General features: G+C 71.5%; 12 protein-coding genes. 8 read left to right on the top strand and 4 right to left on the bottom strand.

The genetic code is table 11. The features are described 5' to 3' along the window. The first annotated feature begins 60 nt into the window (after positions 1-60). Positions 61-2,235, top strand: coding sequence for a glycogen debranching protein GlgX (gene glgX, locus HN031_RS14265; RefSeq protein WP_367650768.1), 2,175 nt, complete (start codon positions 61-63; stop codon positions 2,233-2,235). A 6-nt stretch (positions 2,236-2,241) separates the two neighbouring features. Here the strand turns inward: glgX and HN031_RS14260 are convergent, their stop codons facing one another. Continuing rightward, positions 2,242-3,150 (bottom strand): helix-turn-helix transcriptional regulator, encoded by a 909-nt coding sequence (locus HN031_RS14260; protein ID WP_172270909.1) that lies wholly within the window; start codon positions 3,148-3,150, stop codon positions 2,242-2,244. A 98-nt stretch (positions 3,151-3,248) separates the two neighbouring features. On the opposite strand from HN031_RS14260, the gene HN031_RS14255 reads away from it, so the two are divergent. Beyond that, positions 3,249-3,617: a hypothetical protein gene (locus tag HN031_RS14255; RefSeq protein ID WP_172270907.1), complete on the top strand. Its 369-nt coding sequence runs from the start codon at positions 3,249-3,251 to the stop codon at positions 3,615-3,617. A gap of 20 nt (positions 3,618-3,637) precedes the next feature. Here HN031_RS14255 and HN031_RS14250 read toward each other — a convergent pair whose 3' ends face one another. Further along, complete coding sequence (locus tag HN031_RS14250) at positions 3,638-3,982, bottom strand: hypothetical protein (RefSeq protein WP_172270905.1); 345 nt, start codon at positions 3,980-3,982, stop codon at positions 3,638-3,640. 56 nt (positions 3,983-4,038) lie between these two features. Then, on the bottom strand, positions 4,039-6,630 hold the full coding sequence (glgP, locus tag HN031_RS14245) for an alpha-glucan family phosphorylase (RefSeq protein ID WP_172270903.1): 2,592 nt from the start codon (positions 6,628-6,630) through the stop codon (positions 4,039-4,041). A gap of 122 nt (positions 6,631-6,752) precedes the next feature. Here glgP and HN031_RS14240 point away from each other — a divergent pair, with 122 nt between their 5' ends. The 6 genes from HN031_RS14240 to ppdK are packed head-to-tail and all read left to right on the top strand — an operon-like array spanning position 6,753 to position 17,370. Next, complete coding sequence (locus HN031_RS14240) at positions 6,753-8,747, top strand: alpha-1,4-glucan--maltose-1-phosphate maltosyltransferase (protein WP_172270901.1); 1,995 nt, start codon at positions 6,753-6,755, stop codon at positions 8,745-8,747. Positions 8,748-8,770: 23 nt separating this feature from the next. Next, positions 8,771-10,501, top strand: coding sequence for a maltose alpha-D-glucosyltransferase (treS, locus tag HN031_RS14235; protein ID WP_172271730.1), 1,731 nt, complete (start codon positions 8,771-8,773; stop codon positions 10,499-10,501). Next, positions 10,498-11,928, top strand: a complete 1,431-nt coding sequence (locus HN031_RS14230) for a hypothetical protein (protein ID WP_172270899.1) — start codon at positions 10,498-10,500, stop codon at positions 11,926-11,928. Before treS ends, HN031_RS14230 begins: the two co-directional genes overlap by 4 nt. Continuing rightward, complete coding sequence (gene glgB, locus HN031_RS14225; protein ID WP_367650767.1) at positions 11,925-13,859, top strand: 1,4-alpha-glucan branching protein GlgB; 1,935 nt, start codon at positions 11,925-11,927, stop codon at positions 13,857-13,859. Before HN031_RS14230 ends, glgB begins: the two co-directional genes overlap by 4 nt. A gap of 58 nt (positions 13,860-13,917) precedes the next feature. Then, positions 13,918-14,661, top strand: coding sequence for an NUDIX hydrolase (locus tag HN031_RS14220; protein WP_172270895.1), 744 nt, complete (start codon positions 13,918-13,920; stop codon positions 14,659-14,661). A gap of 15 nt (positions 14,662-14,676) precedes the next feature. Beyond that, the gene (gene ppdK / locus HN031_RS14215; protein ID WP_172270893.1) at positions 14,677-17,370 is read left to right on the top strand and encodes a pyruvate, phosphate dikinase; all 2,694 of its coding nucleotides are present in this window, start codon (positions 14,677-14,679) and stop codon (positions 17,368-17,370) included. Here ppdK and HN031_RS14210 read toward each other — a convergent pair. After that, positions 17,356-18,312 (bottom strand): tetratricopeptide repeat protein, encoded by a 957-nt coding sequence (locus HN031_RS14210; RefSeq protein ID WP_172270891.1) that lies wholly within the window; start codon positions 18,310-18,312, stop codon positions 17,356-17,358. The genes ppdK and HN031_RS14210 overlap by 15 nt on opposite strands. Positions 18,313-18,357: the final 45 nt, after the last annotated feature.

The raw sequence follows: 18,357 nt of genomic DNA, 5'->3' as shown, positions 1-18,357 counted from the left end.
GGCGGCACCTGTGCGAGCCGCATTGTGCCGTGCGGCACCGTCTCCACCACAATGACCCGCGTGACCCCGCCCGAGACGACCACTGTGTGGAAGCACGACGGCGAGACCATGTCGGTCTGGCCGGGGCGCCACTACCCCCTGGGGGCGACGTGGTCGCACGAGTCGACCAACTTCGCGGTCTACGCGCCCGAGGCGGAGAGCGTCTGGGTGTGCGTCTTCGACGACGACGGCGCCGAGCGGCGCCACCTGCTGACCGAGCACTCCCTCGGCGTCTGGCACGGCGCCCTGCCCGGGATCGCCCCCGGCACGCTCTACGGCTACCGGGCGCACGGTCCGTGGAAGCCTGACGCGGGCCTGCGGTTCAACGCCGCCAAGCTGTTGCTCGACCCCTACGCCAAGGCGGTCGCGGGCGACCTGGTCGCCGACGACGCGATCTTCGGCTACGTCGTGGGCGACCCGGAGACCCGCAGCGACCTGGACTCCGCGCCGTTCGTGCCCCGCAGCGTGGTGGTCCACGACGACTTCCAGTGGGGCACCGACACCTCGCCGCGGCGGCGCTGGCGCGACACGGTCATCTACGAGATGCACGTCAAGGGCATGACCCAGCTGCACGACCGGGTGCCCGAGGAGCTGCGCGGCACCTACGCCGGCCTGGCGACCCCCGCGGTCACCGACTACCTCCGCGACCTCGGCGTGACCGCGGTCGAGCTGCTCCCGGTGCACCAGTTCTTCTCGGAGCCGGCGCTCGCCCGACGGGGGCTGGTCAACTACTGGGGCTACAACTCGCTCGGCTTCTTCGCCCCGCACAACGCGTACTCCCACGCCGGCGACCGGGGCCAGCAGGTCACCGAGTTCAAGCAGATGGTGAAGGCGTTCCACGAGGCGGGCCTCGAGGTGATCCTCGACGTGGTCTACAACCACACCGCCGAGGCCGGCCCGCTCGGGCCGACGCTGAGCTTCCGCGGCCTCGACGACCTCGGCTACTACCAGCGCGTCGTGCCGCCGGCCCCGCAGCCGGGGCAGGCGCCCGCGCCCGTGACGTACTGGGACGTGACCGGCTGCGGCAACACCGTCGACAGCACGCACACGCAGAGCCTGCGGATGATCCTCGACTCGCTGCGCTACTGGGTCAACGAGATGCACGTCGACGGCTTCCGGTTCGACCTGATGAGCGCGATCACCCGCACCAACCAGGTCGTCGACATGGGCAGCCACCTGCTGACCGCGATCGGCCAGGACCCGGTGCTGCGGCACGTGAAGCTGGTCGCCGAGCCCTGGGACGCGTCGATGGACGGCTACCGCGTCGGGGAGTTCCCCCCGCCGTGGATCGAGTGGAACGACCAGTTCCGCGACACCATGCGCGACTTCTGGCGCGGTCGCTCCGACGGCGTGCGCACCGTGGCCACCCGGCTGGCCGGGTCGAGCGACCTCTACGCCGACGACGGCCGCTCGCCCTACGCCTCGGTCAACTTCATCACCGCCCACGACGGCTTCACGCTGCGCGACCTCGTGTCCTACGACGACAAGCACAACGAGGCCAACGGCGAGGACAACCGCGACGGCACCGACAACAACCGGTCGTGGAACTGCGGCGTCGAGGGCGAGACCGACGACAAGTCGATCATCGCGGTGCGCCGCCGCCAGGCCGCCAACCTCATGGCCACGCTCTGCTTCTCCAGCGGCGTGCCGATGCTGACGGCCGGCGACGAGCGCGGCCGCACCCAGCGGGGCAACAACAACGCCTACGGCCAGGACAACGAGACCTCGTGGATCGACTGGCGCCCCGACGACGCCTGGCTCGACGTCTACGAGATCACCAAGACCGCCCTGCGGCTGCGTCGCGAGCACCCGGCCCTGCGCCAGCGGCACTGGTTCGAGGGCCGACCGACCATCCGGGGCGGCATCAAGGACCTGGTGTGGGTGCACCCCAGCGGCCGGGAGATGTCGACCGACGACTGGAACGACGACTCGTGCCGCACGGTCGGGATGTTCCTCAACGGCGCGCCGCTGCGCTCCCCCGGCCCGCGGGGCGAGCAGGTCCACGACAAGTCCTTCATGATCTGGCTCAACGCCGGCGGGTCGGACGTCGAGCTGGTCCTGCCCGACAACCAGTGGGTCCACCACGGCGAGGTGGTGCTGTCGACCAACGCCGAGGTGGCGCCGGGCACCCCCGTGGTCGCCGGGGGCACCCTGCTCCTGCAGGCCCACTCGGTGCTGGTGCTCCGGCAGACCTGAGCCTCCTCAGGCGGGCTGCGCCACCCACTGCGCCGGGTCGCCGGCGTCGAGGTCGGTGACGCCGAGGCTCTCCAGTGCTCCCAGCACGACCAGCCGGCGCACGGCGGCGAACGTCAGCACGTGGGCGATCATCCCGCCGTAGGTGAAGACCCGCGGTGGCTCGCAGGTCACGTCGACGAAGGTGTCGTCGAGCCGGCCCTCGGCGACCGTCGTGCGGACCTGCTCGAGGAACGCCGGCCCCTCCTCGGCGAGCCGGCGCTGCAGCGTCGTGACCGACACGCCGCGCTCCTGGCCCCAGTCGTACGAGCGCTGCGACACGGCGGCGTTCCACTGGGCGAGCTGGCCGACCAGCCGGCCCAGCACCGAGCGGATGGACATGTCGTCGTCGATGGTGCCGATGGGCACCTCGATCGGGGCGTCGAGCTGCTCGTCGTCCAGGCGCGCGGCCCGGTCGAGCATCTCGCCGGTCAGCCACACGTGGTGCTCGATCATGCGCGTCATCAGGTCCATCGGTGTCACCTCTCGAGATGTCGGCAGCCGGAGGCCGCCGGGTGGGTGGAAGTGCACCCCGCTCGGACCCTCGATCCGGGTCCGGGTGGGGTGCCGACGCCAGCGGCTCGGAGAAGCGCCGTACTCCCGGGCGAACGCCCGGGTGAACGCCTCGTGGGAGCCGTAGCCCGCCTCGAACGCCACGTCGACCACCTGCTGGTCGCTGGTCACGAGGCGGTACGCCGCCCGCTCCAGCAGCAGGCGGCGCCGCATCCGCTCCGGCGGCTCGCCGCCCGTCGCCGACACCACCCGGTCGAGGTGGAAGCGCGAGAGGTGGAGCCGCCGCGCCCGCTCCTCGCTGCCGAGGTCGAGGGTCTCGGCCAGGGCGTCGAGGAACGCGGCGAAGGTGTCGGCCGCTGTCGTCATGCCCACCACCCTCGTGAACCGCGGTGCGTCGCGCTTGATCGCACTTGCGCAGTCTGCCCGAGGCGGGCTTCTCGCGGTCGACCTGAGACACTGGAGGCATGGCCAGCAGCGTCCCCGCACGACGGCGGGAGAAGGGTCGAGGACACCTCCTCGACCTCAACGCCCCCCGCCGGGTCGTCAAGGACCCGGAGCAGGACGCGCGCGACCTCGCGCGCGTGCAGCGCTGGGTGATGTCGACGCTCGCCGTCACCACGATCCTGCACCTCGTCGTCGGCCTCGTCGTCGCCGCCGTGATGCTGGACGAGTCCCCTGTGACCTCGCGGGCCGGGCTCAACGTCATCGCCGGCATCTTCGGCGCGTTCGCCGTCGCGGCCGGCCGGGCCATCCACGGCAAGTCGATCGTGTCGCCGTGGCTGCTGCTCGGGGTCGTCCCCACCGCGGTCGGCCTCTGGCTCACCTTCGGCTGACGGGCGCCACGCCCCCGGGCTCAGAGCTGCAGCACCGACAGCACGACGAGGTACGTCCCGCTCGCCCGCTCCGGGTCGTGGAGGGTCGGGTCGCCGCCGGCGAGCGCCGTCTCCCGTGCGCGCACCGCCGCCCCGGGGTCCTCCGAGGCGAGGTCCTCGGCCAGGGCCTGCACGACGACGTCGCGGTCGCGCGGGTCCAGGTCGTCGAGGGCCAGGCTGTCGTGCAGCATCGACGCCGCCTCGGCCATGACCTCGCGAGCCAGGTCGACCTCGACGTCCGGACGCGCCCGGGCCGCCGCTTCCGCGGCCGCGAGGAAGGGGTCGAGGACGTCGGCGGGGGCTGAGGGGGACGAGGCGGAGGACATGGCGTGATCGTCCTCGCCACGACCCCCGACCGCAACGGGGTTCGGCCGGGGGCGGGTCAGGCCGGCTCGGCCGGTGCCGCCACCAGGCCGAGCTCCGCGACGGAGGCCAGGGCCTCGTTGCGGGGCACGACGCGCACCGTGTATCCGAAGGCTCCGGAGTGCGCGAGCGACACCGTGGCGTCGAAGCGGTGCCGGTTGCCGTCGTAGGACTCCTGCACCTCCATCGGGGCGACGAGGGTGGAGGTCAGCACGTCGTCGGAGCCGATCCGGCCGTGGACGACCTGCACCTCGACGTCGTCGGCCGTCAGGGAGCCGAGCGCGACCCAGGCGCGGACGGTGAGCGTGGCGCCCACCTCGGCCTGGTCCCCCACGCCCTCGGAGTCGACGTGCTCGACCCGGACGCCGGGCCACGCCGCGCGGACCGTCTGCTTCCAGCCGGACAGCGTGCGCGCACCGGCGTAGTCGGAGTTGAGCGAGCGCGCGGTGTGCGCCGCCGGGGCGTACAGCTCGCGGACGTAGTCGCGCACCTGGCGGGTGGCCAGCACCTTGGGCCCGAGCGACTTGAGGGTGTGGCGGACCATCTCGAGCCAGCGGGGCGGGACGCCCTCGTCGTTGGTCTCGTAGAAGCGCGGCACGACCTCGCTCTCGAGCAGGTCGTAGAGCGCGTTGGCCTCGAGGTCGTCACGGCGGTCGGGGTCGTCGATCCCGTCGGCCGACGGGATCGCCCAGCCGTTGTTGCCGTCGCACCACTCGTCCCACCAGCCGTCGAGGATGGAGAGGTTGAGGCCGCCGTTGAGCGCGGCCTTCATGCCCGACGTGCCGCACGCCTCGTAGGGCCGGAGCGGGTTGTTGAGCCAGACGTCGCAGCCGGGGTAGAGCGGCTGCGCCATCGCGATGTCGTAGTTGGGCAGGAACGCGATGCGGTGGCGGATCTCCGGGTCGTCGGCGAAGCGCACCATCTCCTGGATGAGCCGCTTGCCGGTCTCGTCGGCCGGGTGGGCCTTGCCGGCGATCACCAGCTGGATCGGCCGCTCGGGGTCGAGCAGCAGCTTCTTCAGGCGGGCCGGGTCGCGCAGCATGAGCGTGAGGCGCTTGTAGGTCGGCACCCGACGGGCGAAGCCGATGGTGAGCACGTCGGGGTCGAGCGCGGTGTCGACCCACGTCGTCTCGGCGGGCGCGAAGCCCCGCTTCGCCGCCGAGCGCCGCATCCGGTCGCGGGCGTCGTCGATGAAGTGGGTGCGCAGCGTGCGCTTGAGGTCCCAGATCTCGCGGTCGCCGATCTGGTCCACGAGCGGCCACAGGGCGTCGGTGTCGTCGCCGTCGACGTCGCCGCCGCGGTCGGCGGCCAGCTCGATGACCTCGCGGGCGATCCAGGTGGGCCCGTGCACGCCGTTGGTGATCGAAGTGATCGGCACCTCGGCCTCGTCGAAGGCGGGCCAGAGCCCGTTGAACATCCCGCGCGACACGTGGCCGTGGAGCTGCGAGACGCCGTTGGCGCGCTGCGCGAGGCGGAAGCCCATCACCGCCATGTTGAAGACGCCGGCGTCGCCGCCGTCGTAGTCCTCGGCACCCAGCGCGAGCACGCGATCGACGGGTACGCCCGGGGTGGGCGAGTTGCCCCCGAAGTACTGCGAGACCAGCTCGCGCGGGAAGCGGTCGATGCCGGCCGGCACCGGCGTGTGGGTGGTGAAGACCGTGCCGGCGCGCGACACCTCGAGCGCCGTGTCGAAGTCGAGGTGCGGGCCCTGGTCATCGACGGTGAGCTCGCGGATCCGCTCGATGCCGAGGAAGCCGGCGTGGCCCTCGTTGGTGTGGAAGACCTCCGGAGCGGGTGCCCCGGTGATGCGCGACCACACACGGAGCGCGCGCACGCCGCCCACGCCGAGCAGGAGCTCCTGGCGCAGCCGGTGCTCGGAGTTGCCGCCGTAGAGCCGGTCGGTCACGTCGCGGTAGTGGGCGCTGTTGTCCTCGATGTCGGTGTCGAGCAGCAGCAGCGGGACGCGGCCGACCTGCGCGACGAGGATGCGGGCCACCAGGTCCGGGCCGTCGGGCAGCGCGATCGAGACGGTCGCCCGGGTCCCGTCGGCCTCGCGGAGCTGCGTCAGCGGCAGCTCGTCGGGGTCGAGGACGGGGTAGCTCTCCTGCTGCCAGCCGTCGCGGTCGAGGGCCTGCTTGAAGTAGCCGTGGCGGTAGAACAGCCCGACCCCGATCAGCGGGATGCCGAGGTCCGAGGACGCCTTGAGGTGGTCTCCGGCGAGGATGCCGAGGCCGCCGGAGTACTGGGGCAGCACGGACGTGATGCCGTACTCCGGGGAGAAGTACGCGATCGAGCGCGGCGCGCCCTCGCCGGCCTTGCGGGCATACCAGCGGTCCTCGCTGAGGTAGCGCTGGAGGTCGGCGTGAGCCGCGTCGAGACGGGCGCGGAAGTCGCCGTCGTCGACCAGCTCGTCGAGCCGCTCACGGCCCACGGCCGCGAGGAACCGGACCGGGTCGCCGGCCATCTCGCGCCACAGGCGTGCGTCGATCGAGGCGAAGACGTCCTGCGTGGGTGGGTGCCACGACCAGCGCAGGTTGGCCGCCAGGACGGACAGCGCCCCCAGCGGCTCGGGGAGGACGGGACGGACCGTGAATCGTCTGAACGCTCGCACGATCCAGCACGCTAGGGCATTTCTTGGATCGATCCAACCCGTTGGGAGGTGGGTCGCCCCACAGGGTGAGACCGCACCCCCCTCGGCTTGCGTCGCCGACCCACCTTCGCCAGTGTGGGGGCATGGTTGGACGCATACCCGTGATGGATGTTTCCCCCGTCGTCGACCTCAGTCGGCTCTCGGCCAAGGCCACCGTGGGCGAACCGATGCCGGTGCGGGCGGCGGTGTTCCGCGAGGGCCACGACCAGCTCGGCGCGGAGGTCGTCGCCATCGACCCGGCAGGCCGGCGCCGGGCCCCCGTACGTATGTGGCCCTACGGCGAGGAGCCCAACCAGTACGTCGCCCACGTCACCCCCGACGTCGAGGGCGAGTGGACCTTCGAGGTCCAGTCGTGGTCCGACCCGATCGCCACCTGGCAGCACGACGCCGGCATCAAGATCCCCGCGGGTGTCGACGTGGAGCTCATGTTCACCGAGGCGCGGCTGCTCCTCGAGCGGGTCGCGGCCGGCACCGGCCCCGACAAGCTCGACAAGGCCGACAAGGCGCTGGTGGCCAGCGGCATCGCCGCCGCCAGCGACCAGGAGCGCCCCGTCGCCGCCCGCCTCGCGGCGCTGCAGGACCCCGCGCTCGACGCCGTGCTGCTCGCGCACCCGCTGCGTGAGCTGCTGTCGGTGAGCGGTCCCTTCCGGTTCCGCGCCGACCGGGTGCGCGCCCTCTTCGGCAGCTGGTACGAGTTCTTCCCGCGCTCCGAGGGCGCCACCCGTGACGAGAAGACCGGCAAGGTCACCTCCGGCACGTTCCGCACGGCGACCGAGCGGCTGGAGCGCGTCGCGGAGATGGGCTTCGACGTGCTCTACCTGCCGCCGATCCACCCGATCGGCGAGGTCAACCGCAAGGGCCCCAACAACACCCTCACCCCCGGTCCGGACGACCCCGGCTCACCGTGGGCCATCGGCAGCAAGGACGGCGGCCACGACGCCATCCACCCCGACCTCGGCACGTTCGAGGACTTCGACGCCTTCGTGGCCCGCGCGGGCGAGCTCGGCCTCGAGGTGGCCCTCGACCTGGCGCTGCAGGCGGCGCCGGACCACCCGTGGGTGACCACCCACCCGCAGTTCTTCACCACGCGCGCCGACGGCACCATCGCCTTCGCCGAGAACCCGCCGAAGAAGTACCAGGACATCTACCCGATCAACTTCGACAACGACCCGGCCGGCATCTGCCGCGAGGTGCTGCGGATCGTCAAGCTGTGGATCTCCCACGGCGTGCGGATCTTCCGCGTCGACAACCCCCACACCAAGCCGCTCGCGTTCTGGGAGTGGCTGCTGGCCGAGGTGCGGCGCACGGACCCGGACGTCCTGTTCCTGTCGGAGGCGTTCACCAAGCCAGCGATGATGCACGGCCTCGGCGCCGTCGGCTACCACCAGAGCTACACCTACTTCACGTGGCGCACGGGCAAGCGGGAGATCGAGGACTACCTCGTCGAGGTCTCCCACGAGTCCGACCACCTGATGCGGCCCAACTTCTTCGTCAACACCCCCGACATCCTCCACGCCTACCTGCAGTACGGCGGTCCCGCCGCGTTCAAGGTCCGCGCGGCCCTGGCGGCCACCGGGTCGCCGAGCTGGGGCGTCTACGCCGGCTACGAGCTGTTCGAGCACGTGGCGGTGAAGCCCGGGTCGGAGGAGTACCTCGACTCCGAGAAGTACCAGGTCCGGATCCGCGACTGGGCCCGGCACGACGCGGAGGGCACGACGCTGGCGCCCTACCTCACCCGGCTCAACGAGATCCGCCGCCAGCACCCCGCGCTGCAGCTGCTGCGCAACGTCAGCATCCACTCCAGCGAGGACGACCAAGTGCTCGTCTTCAGCAAGCGCCACACGCTGCCCGACGGCAGCGAGGACGTGGTCATCAGCGTCATCAACCTCGACCCCCACGGGACCCGCGAGACGATCATCCACCTCGACATGGGCGCGCTCGGCCTGGGCTGGCACGACTCGTTCGTCGCCCACGACGAGATCACCGGCGAGGACTGGAGCTGGAGCCAGCACAACTACGTCCGGCTCGACCCCGGTTACGAACCTGCCCACGTCATCACCGTCAGGAGGACCAGTTGACCGACCACCCCACCTCAGCCCAGATGCCGACGGACGCCGGAGCGGCGACCGCCGTGCTCAACGCGGAGCCGGAGTGGTTCAGGACGGCTGTCTTCTACGAGGTCCTGGTCCGGTCGTTCCGCGACTCCAACGCCGACGGCACCGGTGACTTCAAGGGCCTGATCGAGAAGCTCGACTACCTCGAGTGGCTCGGCGTCGACTGCCTGTGGGTGCCGCCGTTCTTCACCTCGCCCCTGCGCGACGGCGGCTACGACGTCGCCGACTACAACAACATCCTCCCCGAGTGCGGCACGGTCGAGGACTTCCACGAGTTCATCGACGCCTGCCACCAGCGCGGCATCCGGGTGATCATCGACTTCGTCATGAACCACACGAGTGACGCCCACCCGTGGTTCCAGGCCAGCCGCAGCGATCCCGAGGGCCCCTACGGCGACTTCTACGTCTGGTCCGACACCGACGAGCTCTACCAGGACGCCCGGGTGATCTTCGTCGACACCGAGCCGTCCAACTGGACGTGGGACCCGGTGCGCCAGCAGTACTTCTGGCACCGCTTCTTCCACCACCAGCCGGACCTCAACTTCGACAACCCCGAGGTCCACGACGCGATGCTGGACGCGATGGCGTTCTGGCTCGACATGGGCCTCGACGGCTTCCGCCTCGACGCCGTGCCCTACCTCTACGAGCGGCCCGGCACCAACGGCGAGAACCTGCCGGAGACCCACGAGTTCCTCAAGAAGTGCCGCCGCTTCGTCGACGAGCACTACCCCGGCCGCGTGCTGCTGTGCGAGGCGAACCAGTGGCCCGCCGACGTGGTGGAGTACTTCGGGCCCGAGGAGACCGAGGACGGCCGCTGGGTCGGCACCGAGTGCCACATGGCCTTCCACTTCCCGGTGATGCCGCGCATCTTCATGGCGGTGCGCCGCGAGTCGCGCTTCCCGATCTCGGAGATCCTCGAGCAGACGCCGGCCATCCCGGACGGCTGCCAGTGGGGCATCTTCCTGCGCAACCACGACGAGCTGACCCTGGAGATGGTCACCGACGAGGACCGCGACTACATGTGGTCGGAGTACGCCCACGACCCGCGGATGAAGGCCAACATCGGCATCCGCCGCCGCCTCGCGCCGCTGCTCGACAACGACGTCAACCGGATGGAGCTCTTCACCGCGCTCCTGCTGTCCCTGCCCGGCTCGCCGGTCCTCTACTACGGCGACGAGATCGGGATGGGCGACAACATCTGGCTCGGTGACCGCGACGGCGTGCGTACGCCGATGCAGTGGACGCCCGACCGCAACGCGGGCTTCTCCTCCGCCACGCCCGGCAAGCTCCACCTGCCGGCGATCCAGGACCCGGTCTACGGCTACCAGTCGGTCAACGTCGAGGCGCAGCTGGAGAACACGTCCTCGCTGCTGCACTGGACCCGCCGGCTCGTGCACGCGCGGCGCCGCCACCCGGCCTTCGGGCTCGGCGACTTCGTCGACCTCGGCGGCTCCAACCCGAGCGTGCTGTCCTACATCCGCGAGCACGACGGGCCCAACGGTCGCGACGTGATCCTCTGCGTCAACAACCTGTCCCGCTTCCCCCAGCCGGTCGAGCTCGACCTGCGCCACTGGGAGGGCATGGTCCCGATCGAGCTGCTCGGCGGGGTCCCGTTCCCCGCCATCGGCGAGCTGTCCTACCTGCTGACGCTGGGTGGCTACGGCTTCCTGTGGCTCAGGCTGACCGAGCCGACGACCTCGGGAGTGGAGGGATCATGAACGACGCACTGCAGGACTGGATCGCCGAGGCCCGCTGGTTCGGCGGCAAGGGACGCGCCTGGTCGCTGACCGGCACGCGCCGCGCGGGTGAGCTGCCCGACGCCCCCGAGGGGCTGCGGGTCGCCATCGAGCTGGCCGAGGTGACGTACTCCTCGCCCCCGTCGGACGACGCGGCGGGCGACGACGCCGGGTCCGCCGGGGACACCGAGCTCTACCAGCTGCCGCTGGCCTACTACTCCGAGCCGCAGGAGCGGCTCGATCACGCGCAGGTCGGCGAGTGGGACGACGAGGACTTCGGCCACGTCCACGTCTACGACGCGCTGCACGACAAGCAGGCCATGGCGCTGTGGCTGCGCGCCTTCGCCGCTCCCCCGACGAGCACGGCCCGCGGCGTGCTCGACTTCCACAGCCTGCCCGGGCACGACCTCGACCTCGAGGCCCACTCGACGCTCTTCTCCGGCGAGCAGTCCAACTCCTCGGTGGCGTTCGGCGAGGACGCGCTGATGAAGGTGTTCCGCAAGGTCACGCCCGGCGTCAACCCCGACATCGCGATCCACCAGGTCCTCACCGAGGCCGGATCCACCCACGTCGCCTCCCTCTACGGCTGGTTGGACCTCGTCGACGAGGAGACCAACACCACCATCCAGCTCGCGATGCTGCAGCAGTTCCTGCGCACGGCGAGCGACGGCTGGGACCTCGCCCTCGCCAGCGTCCGCAACCTGTTCGCCGAGGCCGACCTGCACGCCGACGAGGTCGGCGGCGACTTCGCCGGTGAGGCGGCCCGCCTGGGCACGGCGCTCGCGGAGGTGCACGCCGACCTCGCGCAGCACTTCCCGGTCGAGCACCCCGACGCCGCGGCGGTGGGTGACCTGGCCGCGGCGATGGAGGGTCGCCTCGACGCCGCGCTCGACGTCGTACCCGACCTCGCGCCCTTCGCGACCGGGCTGCGCGAGACCTTCGGCCGCCTCCGCGAGCTCGACGGCATCGAGGTCCAGCAGGTCCACGGCGACCTGCACCTCGGCCAGACGCTGCGCACCGCGCGCGGCTGGAAGATCGTCGACTTCGAGGGCGAGCCCGCCAAGCCGCTCGCCGAGCGGCTCAGGCCCGACTCGGTGTGGCGCGACGTGGCCGGGATGATCCGGTCCTTCGACTACGCCCCGCGCGTGGTGGCCCTCACCGGCGGCGGGCTCGAGCCCGGCGCCGAGGCCGACCAGCGCGACTACCGGGCAGCGGAGTGGTCGGCACGCAACCGTGCCGCCTTCCTCGACGCCTACACCGCGGAGCGCGGTGAGGAGCTGGGCGCTGCGGCGTCGACGCTCCTCGACGCCTACCTCGCCGACAAGGTCGTCTACGAGGCCGTCTACGAAGCACGCAACCGACCGGGATGGATCTCCATCCCGCTGGCAGCGCTGGGAGAAGCCAAGTGACCGAGACCCCGAAGAAGAGCCCGAAGACGAGCCCGACGGCGACCGCCAGCAAGGACGTCGTCCCGCACGCCCCCGGCGAGCTCGACCTGCACCTCATCGGCGAGGGGCGGCACGAGGAGCTGTGGACCGTCCTCGGCGCCCAGGTCACCGACGCGGGCACGTCGTTCCGCGTCTGGGCCCCCAACGCGCTCGAGGTCCAGGTCGCCGGCGAGTGGGCCGGCTGGGACGGCTCGGCCCACCCCATGACGAAGCTCGACGGCTCGGGCGTGTGGCACGTCCACGTCGACGGCGTCGGGGTGGGCGCGCACTACAAGTACCGCCTGCGCGGCGCCGACGGCCAGTGGGGCGACCGCGCCGACCCGCTCGCCCAGTTCGCCGAGAAGCCGCCGAGCTCGGCGTCGATCGTGTGGCGCTCCGAGCACGAGTGGGGCGACGACGCGTGGCTCGAGGCCCGGCGCGACAAGAAGCCGGTCGAGGAGGCCATGTCGGTCTACGAGGTGCACCTCGCCTCGTGGCGCAAGCACTACTCCGGCGAGCTCTACTCGTGGGACGAGATCGCCGACGCGCTGGTGCCGTACGTCTCCGACCTCGGCTTCACGCACGTGGAGCTCATGCCGGTGATGCAGCACCCGTTCGGCGGCTCGTGGGGCTACCACGTCACGTCCTACTTCGCCGCGGACTCGCGCTTCGGCGACCCCGACGGGCTCAAGCGCCTCATCGACCGGCTGCACCAGGCCGGCGTCGGCGTCATCCTCGACTGGGTGCCCGGTCACTTCGCCACCGACGAGTGGGCGCTGGCCCGCTTCGACGGAACGCCGCTCTACGAGGACCCCAACCCCCAGCGCGGCTGGCACAAGGAGTGGGGCTCCCACATCTTCAACTTCGGGCGCAACGAGGTCCGCAACTTCCTCTATGCCAACGCGGTGTTCTGGCTCGAGGAGTACCACGCCGACGGCCTCCGCGTGGACGGCGTCGCCTCGATGCTCTACCTCGACTACGCCCGCGAGCACGGCGAGTGGTCGCCCAACAAGCACGGCGGGCGGGAGAACCTCGAGGCCGTGCAGTTCCTCCAGGAGATGAACGCCACGGTCTACAAGCGGGTCCCCGGCATCGTCACCATCGCCGAGGAGTCCACGGCGTGGCCGGGCGTCACCGGGCCGACCAGCCAGGGCGGCCTCGGGTTCGGCTTCAAGTGGAACATGGGCTGGATGCACGACTCGCTCGACTACGTCGCCAAGGACCCGCTTTACCGCAGCCACCACCACGGCGCGATGACGTTCTCCCTCGTCTACGCCTACGCGGAGAACTACGTCCTGCCCATCAGCCACGACGAGGTCGTGCACGGCAAGGGCTCGCTGCTGCGCAAGATGCCCGGGGACCGCTGGAAGCAGCTGGCCAACCTGCGGGCCTACCTCGCCTACATGTGGGCCCACCCCGGCAAGCAGCTGCTGTTCATGGGCTGCGAGTTCGGCCAGGAGTCCGAGTGGGCCGAGAGCCGCGAGCTGGACTGGTGGCTGCTCGAGCACCCCGAGCACGCCGGCGTCCACGCCATGGTGCGCGACATGAACGCCGCCTACGCCGCGTCCGGGGCCCTCTGGGGCCGCGACAGCGACCCCGCCGGCTTCGCGTGGATCGACGCCAACGACGCGGGCCGCAACGTCTTCTCGTTCGTGCGGAAGGCACCCGGCCACCCCGACCTGGTCTGCGTGGCCAACTTCGCCGGCACCCCGCACGAGGGCTACCGCCTCGGGCTCCCGTCGGAAGGCACGTGGTCGGAGGTCCTCAACACGGACGCGGAGGTCTACCACGGCTCCGGCGTGGGCAACCTCGGCTCGATCACCGCCACCGCGGGCGACCACCTCGGCCAGCCGGCGTACGCCGACATCGTGGTGCCGCCGCTCGCCACGGTGTGGTTCCGCCGGGACGCCTGATCGTCGGACGGACAGGCGGGGACACGGCCCCCGACCCACCTCTCGTTAGGGTGGCCGGGTGGGTGACCTGATCGACGTGACGACCGTGGCCGAGGGCGTGGCCCGGATCCAGTGGCAGGGCGAACCGACGGTCGACGCGCTGCGTCGCGAGGTCGCGACGGCGCTCGTCGAGCACAGCCGCGTCGAGGCGCTGGTGCCGCTCGACGACCGCGGCGCGCAGCGCGCGGCGACGTGGGCGGGCCTGCTCAAGGAAGGCGTGAGCCGCGGGCTCACCGTGGACGGCGAGGTCGCCGACCGGGTCGTGTACGCCCGGGTGCGCGACGACCAGCCGGTGGACCAGCCGGAGGGGTTCCGGTCGCTGCTCAACTCCTTCCTGCCCCGCAAGCGCGCCATCTCGCAGATGCTCGTGCGCGATCCCCAGGGCCGGGTCCTGCTGTGCCAGCTGACCTACAAGCGGGACTGGGACCTGCCCGGCGGGGTCGTGGAGGTCGGCGAGTCGCCCCGGCTGGCCGTGCAGCGCGAGGTCGAGGAGGAGCTCGGCCTCGTCATCGAGCCCGGCGATCTCGTGCTCACCGACTGGCTGCCACCGTGGGGCGGCTGGGACGACGCGGTCTGCCTGGTCTTCGACGGGGGCACGCACGAGCCCACCGTCCTCGCGGACGTGGTCATGCAGGAGCGCGAGATCCGCGACGTGCGGTTCTGCACCCTCGACGAGGTCGACGAGCTCGCCGCCGACTTCACGGCCCGCCGCGTCCGCGCGGCCGTCTCCGGCGCTCAGCCGTATACGGAGTCCGGTCGCTGAGGCAGGATGCCTTGCATGACCTGGGTCTACGAGTTCGCAGAGGGAAGCAAGGACCAGAAGGACCTCCTGGGCGGCAAGGGAGCCAACCTCGCCGAGATGACGCGCCTCGGCCTTCCGGTGCCGCCGGGCTTCACGATCTCGACCGAGACCTGCCGGGCCTACCTCGCCCTGAAGGAGACGGGCGAGGGTGATGAGCCCGAGGGCCTCGCGGAGGAGGTCAGCGAGCACCTGGCCGCGCTCGAGGAGGCGATGGGCAAGAAGCTCGGCGACGCGGAAGACCCGCTGCTGGTCTCGGTGCGCTCCGGCGCGAAGTTCTCGATGCCCGGGATGATGGAGACGGTGCTCAACGTCGGGCTCAACGACGTCTCCGTCGGCGGCCTGGCGGCCCGCAGCGAGTCCGAGCGGTTCGCGCTGGACTCCTACCGCCGGCTGCTGCAGATGTTCGGCGGCACCGTGCTCCACGTGGACGGCGAGCGGTTCTCAGACGCGCTCGACGAGGTGAAGAAGGCCAAGGGCACCGAGTCCGACCTCGACCTCGACGCCGACGACCTGCGTGGCGTGGTCGAGGCCTTCAAGGCGATCATCGCCGAGGACACCGGCCGCGACTTCCCCCAGGACCCGCGCGAGCAGATGGACCTCGCCATCCGCGCCGTCTTCGACTCCTGGAACACCGACCGCGCCCGGCTCTACCGCCGCCAGGAGCGGATCCCGGAGGACCTCGGCACGGCGGTCAACGTGCAGGCGATGGTCTTCGGCAACTTCGGCATGGACTCCGGCTCCGGCGTCGCCTTCACCCGCGACCCGGCCAGCGGCGCGCAGGGCGAGTACGGCGACTACCTGCAGAACGCGCAGGGCGAGGACGTCGTGGCCGGGATCCGCAACACCGTCTCCCTGGCCGACATGGCCGAGATCGACCGGCAGTCGCACGACGACCTGCTGGAGATCATGACGCGGCTCGAGCGCCACTACCGCGACATGTGCGACATCGAGTTCACCGTCGAGCGCGGCAAGCTGTGGATGCTCCAGACCCGCGTCGGCAAGCGCACGCCCGAGGCCGCGTTCCGGATCGCGATCCACATGGTCGACGAGGGCCTGATCCAGATGGACGAGGCGGTGCTGCGGGTCACCGGCGACCAGCTCGCCCAGCTGATGTTCCCCCGCTTCGACGCCGAGGCCGAGCGCACGCTGCTCGCGAAGGGCATGAACGCCTCCCCCGGCGCCGCCGTCGGCAAGGCCGTCTTCGACTCCGACACCGCGGTCGCGTGGGCCGAGCGCGGCGAGGACGTCATCCTCGTCCGCAAGGAGACCAACCCCGACGACCTGCGCGGCATGGTCGCAGCGCAGGGCATCCTCACCAGCCGCGGCGGCAAGACCTCGCACGCGGCCGTCGTGGCGCGCGGCATGGGGCGTACGTGCGTGTGCGGCGCAGAGTCCCTCGACGTCGACACCAAGGCCAAGCAGTTCACCGTCCGCGACGGCGAGACCGTCAGCGAGGGTGACGTCATCTCGATCGACGGCACCACCGGCGAGGTGTTCGCCGGCGCCGTCCCCGTCGCCGACTCGGTCGTCGTGCGCCACTTCGAGGGCGAGAAGCTCGACGACGACCTCGCGCACGCCGTGGCGCGGATCATGGCCCACGCCGACGGCGCCCGCCGGCTGCGGGTCCGCACCAACGCCGACACCCCCGACGACGCCGCCCGCGCCCGGCGCTTCGGAGCCCAGGGCATCGGGCTGTGCCGCACCGAGCACATGTTCCTCGGCGAGCGCCGCGAGCTGGTCGAGAAGCTCATCGTCGCCGAGGACGAGGCCGGCGTGGAGGCCGCGCTCACCGAGCTGCTCCCCCTGCAGCGCCAGGACTTCACCGAGATCCTCGAGGCCATGGACGGCCTGCCGGTCACCATCCGGCTGCTCGACCCGCCGCTGCACGAGTTCCTGCCCGACCTCACCGAGCTGAGCGTCGAGGTGGCGCTGGCCGAGGAGCGGGGCACGGTCGACGAGCACGACGCAGCGCTCCTCAAGCACGTCCGGCGCCTCCACGAGCAGAACCCGATGCTGGGCCTGCGCGGCGTGCGCCTCGGCATCCAGATCCCCGGCCTGTTCCGGATGCAGGCCCGCGCGATCGCCGAGGCGGCGGCGGACCGCATGGCCGCCCACGGCACGCCGCGCCCGGAGATCATGGTGCCGCTGGTGGCGAGCGTGCGGGAGCTGGAGATCGTCCGCCACGAGATCGAGGAGGTCATCGCCGAGGTCGAGGAGGCCAAGGGCGTCGCGCTCGACATCTCGATCGGCACGATGATCGAGCTGCCCCGGGCCGCGTTCCTCGCCGACCGGATCGCCAAGGCCGCCGACTTCTTCTCCTTCGGCACCAACGACCTCACCCAGATGGCGTGGGGCTTCTCCCGCGACGACGTCGAGTCGTCGTTCTTCTCGCGCTACTTCGAGCACGGGATCTTCGACGTCTCGCCGTTCGAGTCGCTCGACCAGCGCGGCGTCGGCGGCATGGTCGAGATGGGAACGGCGAAGGGCCGCGAGACCCGGCCCGACCTCAAGGTCGGCGTGTGCGGCGAGCACGGCGGTGACCCGCTGTCGGTGCACTTCTTCGACCGCATCGGGCTCAACTACGTCTCGTGCTCGCCGTTCCGGGTGCCGGTCGCCCGTCTCGAGGCCGGCCGCTCCATCCTCGAGAAGCGGCCCTCAGAAGAGCGCTGAGGCCAGGTTGCGTCGACCCGCGAGCACGCGCGGGTCGTCGTTGCCGACCGCGGCGAACAGGCCGAGCAGGTGGTCGCGCGCCTTCGACCGCTCGGGGTCCGCGGTGCGGGCGACGAGGTTGACCAGCCGGGTGAAGGCGTCCTCGACGTGCCCGCCGAGCATGTCGAGGTCGGCCACCAGCGTCTGCGCGTCGACGTCGTCGGGGTTGTCGGCCGCGGCCGAGCGCGCCTGGGCGAGGTCGACGCCCTGGGTGCGCTGCATGACCTTGGCGATCGCGAGGCCGCCGGCCGCCTCGACGTCGGCCGGGTTGGCGTCCACGAGCTTCTGGTACTCCGCGACCGCGCGGTCGATGTCGCCCTCGGCGAGCGCGTCCTGGGCGGGCGCGTAGCGCGGGTCCACCGCCTCCTCATCACCCTCGGCTGCGGGAGCCGCGACCGAGCGCGGCTGGTGCCGGCCGGTGACGCCCTGCGCGGTGAGCTGCTGGCCGACCTGGGTCAGGGCCGTGCGCAGCTCGGCGATCGGGAGCGCGTCCTGCAGCAGCGGCATGGGCCGGCCGTCGACGACGGCCACCACGAGCGGGATGGACGGGATCTGCATCGCCTGCGCGATCTGCGGCACCGCGTCGATGTCGACCAGCCCGAGCAGGTAGCGGCCCTCGTGCTCCTCGACGACCGTGGCGAGGTCGTCGGCGAGCTGCCCGCTCTCCGGCATCCGGGTGCGGGAGTAGAACGCCAGGAGCACCGGCGCCGCCATCGACTGCTCGAGCAGGCCCTGGAAGCTCTGCTCGTCGACGAGCACGGTGTACGACGACCCGCCACCGGTCGGCGCACCGGGCTGGGTCGGGGCGGCGCCTCGCGGCGCGGGCTGCGGGGCCTGCGGGGCGGGCTTGCCCAGCCCGGAGAGGTCGATGGCACCTGGGCGGCTGAACGGCTGCTGCGTCATGGGCCAAAGTCTAGGGAGAAGCGCCAGCCCGGCGGGCACGGGTCG

The organism is Nocardioides sp. zg-1308, from assembly GCF_013155375.1.
In the GTDB taxonomy this organism is placed as follows: Bacteria; Actinomycetota; Actinomycetes; order Propionibacteriales; family Nocardioidaceae; genus Nocardioides; species Nocardioides renjunii.
This window is presented reverse-complemented; position numbering and strand designations above follow the sequence as displayed.

What these genes read in the sequence shown, in the direction of transcription:
- HN031_RS14260 (WP_172270909.1), bottom strand. Translation starts at nt 3,150, where the DNA reads ATGACGACAGCGGCCGACACCTTCGCCGCGTTCCTCGACGCCCTGGCC.
- HN031_RS14240 (WP_172270901.1), top strand. Translation starts at nt 6,753, where the DNA reads ATGGTTGGACGCATACCCGTGATGGATGTTTCCCCCGTCGTCGACCTC.
- HN031_RS14255 (WP_172270907.1), top strand. Translation starts at nt 3,249, where the DNA reads ATGGCCAGCAGCGTCCCCGCACGACGGCGGGAGAAGGGTCGAGGACAC.
- ppdK (WP_172270893.1), top strand. Translation starts at nt 14,677, where the DNA reads ATGACCTGGGTCTACGAGTTCGCAGAGGGAAGCAAGGACCAGAAGGAC.
- HN031_RS14230 (WP_172270899.1), top strand. Translation starts at nt 10,498, where the DNA reads ATGAACGACGCACTGCAGGACTGGATCGCCGAGGCCCGCTGGTTCGGC.
- HN031_RS14210 (WP_172270891.1), bottom strand. Translation starts at nt 18,312, where the DNA reads ATGACGCAGCAGCCGTTCAGCCGCCCAGGTGCCATCGACCTCTCCGGG.
- treS (WP_172271730.1), top strand. Translation starts at nt 8,771, where the DNA reads ATGCCGACGGACGCCGGAGCGGCGACCGCCGTGCTCAACGCGGAGCCG.
- HN031_RS14250 (WP_172270905.1), bottom strand. Translation starts at nt 3,982, where the DNA reads ATGTCCTCCGCCTCGTCCCCCTCAGCCCCCGCCGACGTCCTCGACCCC.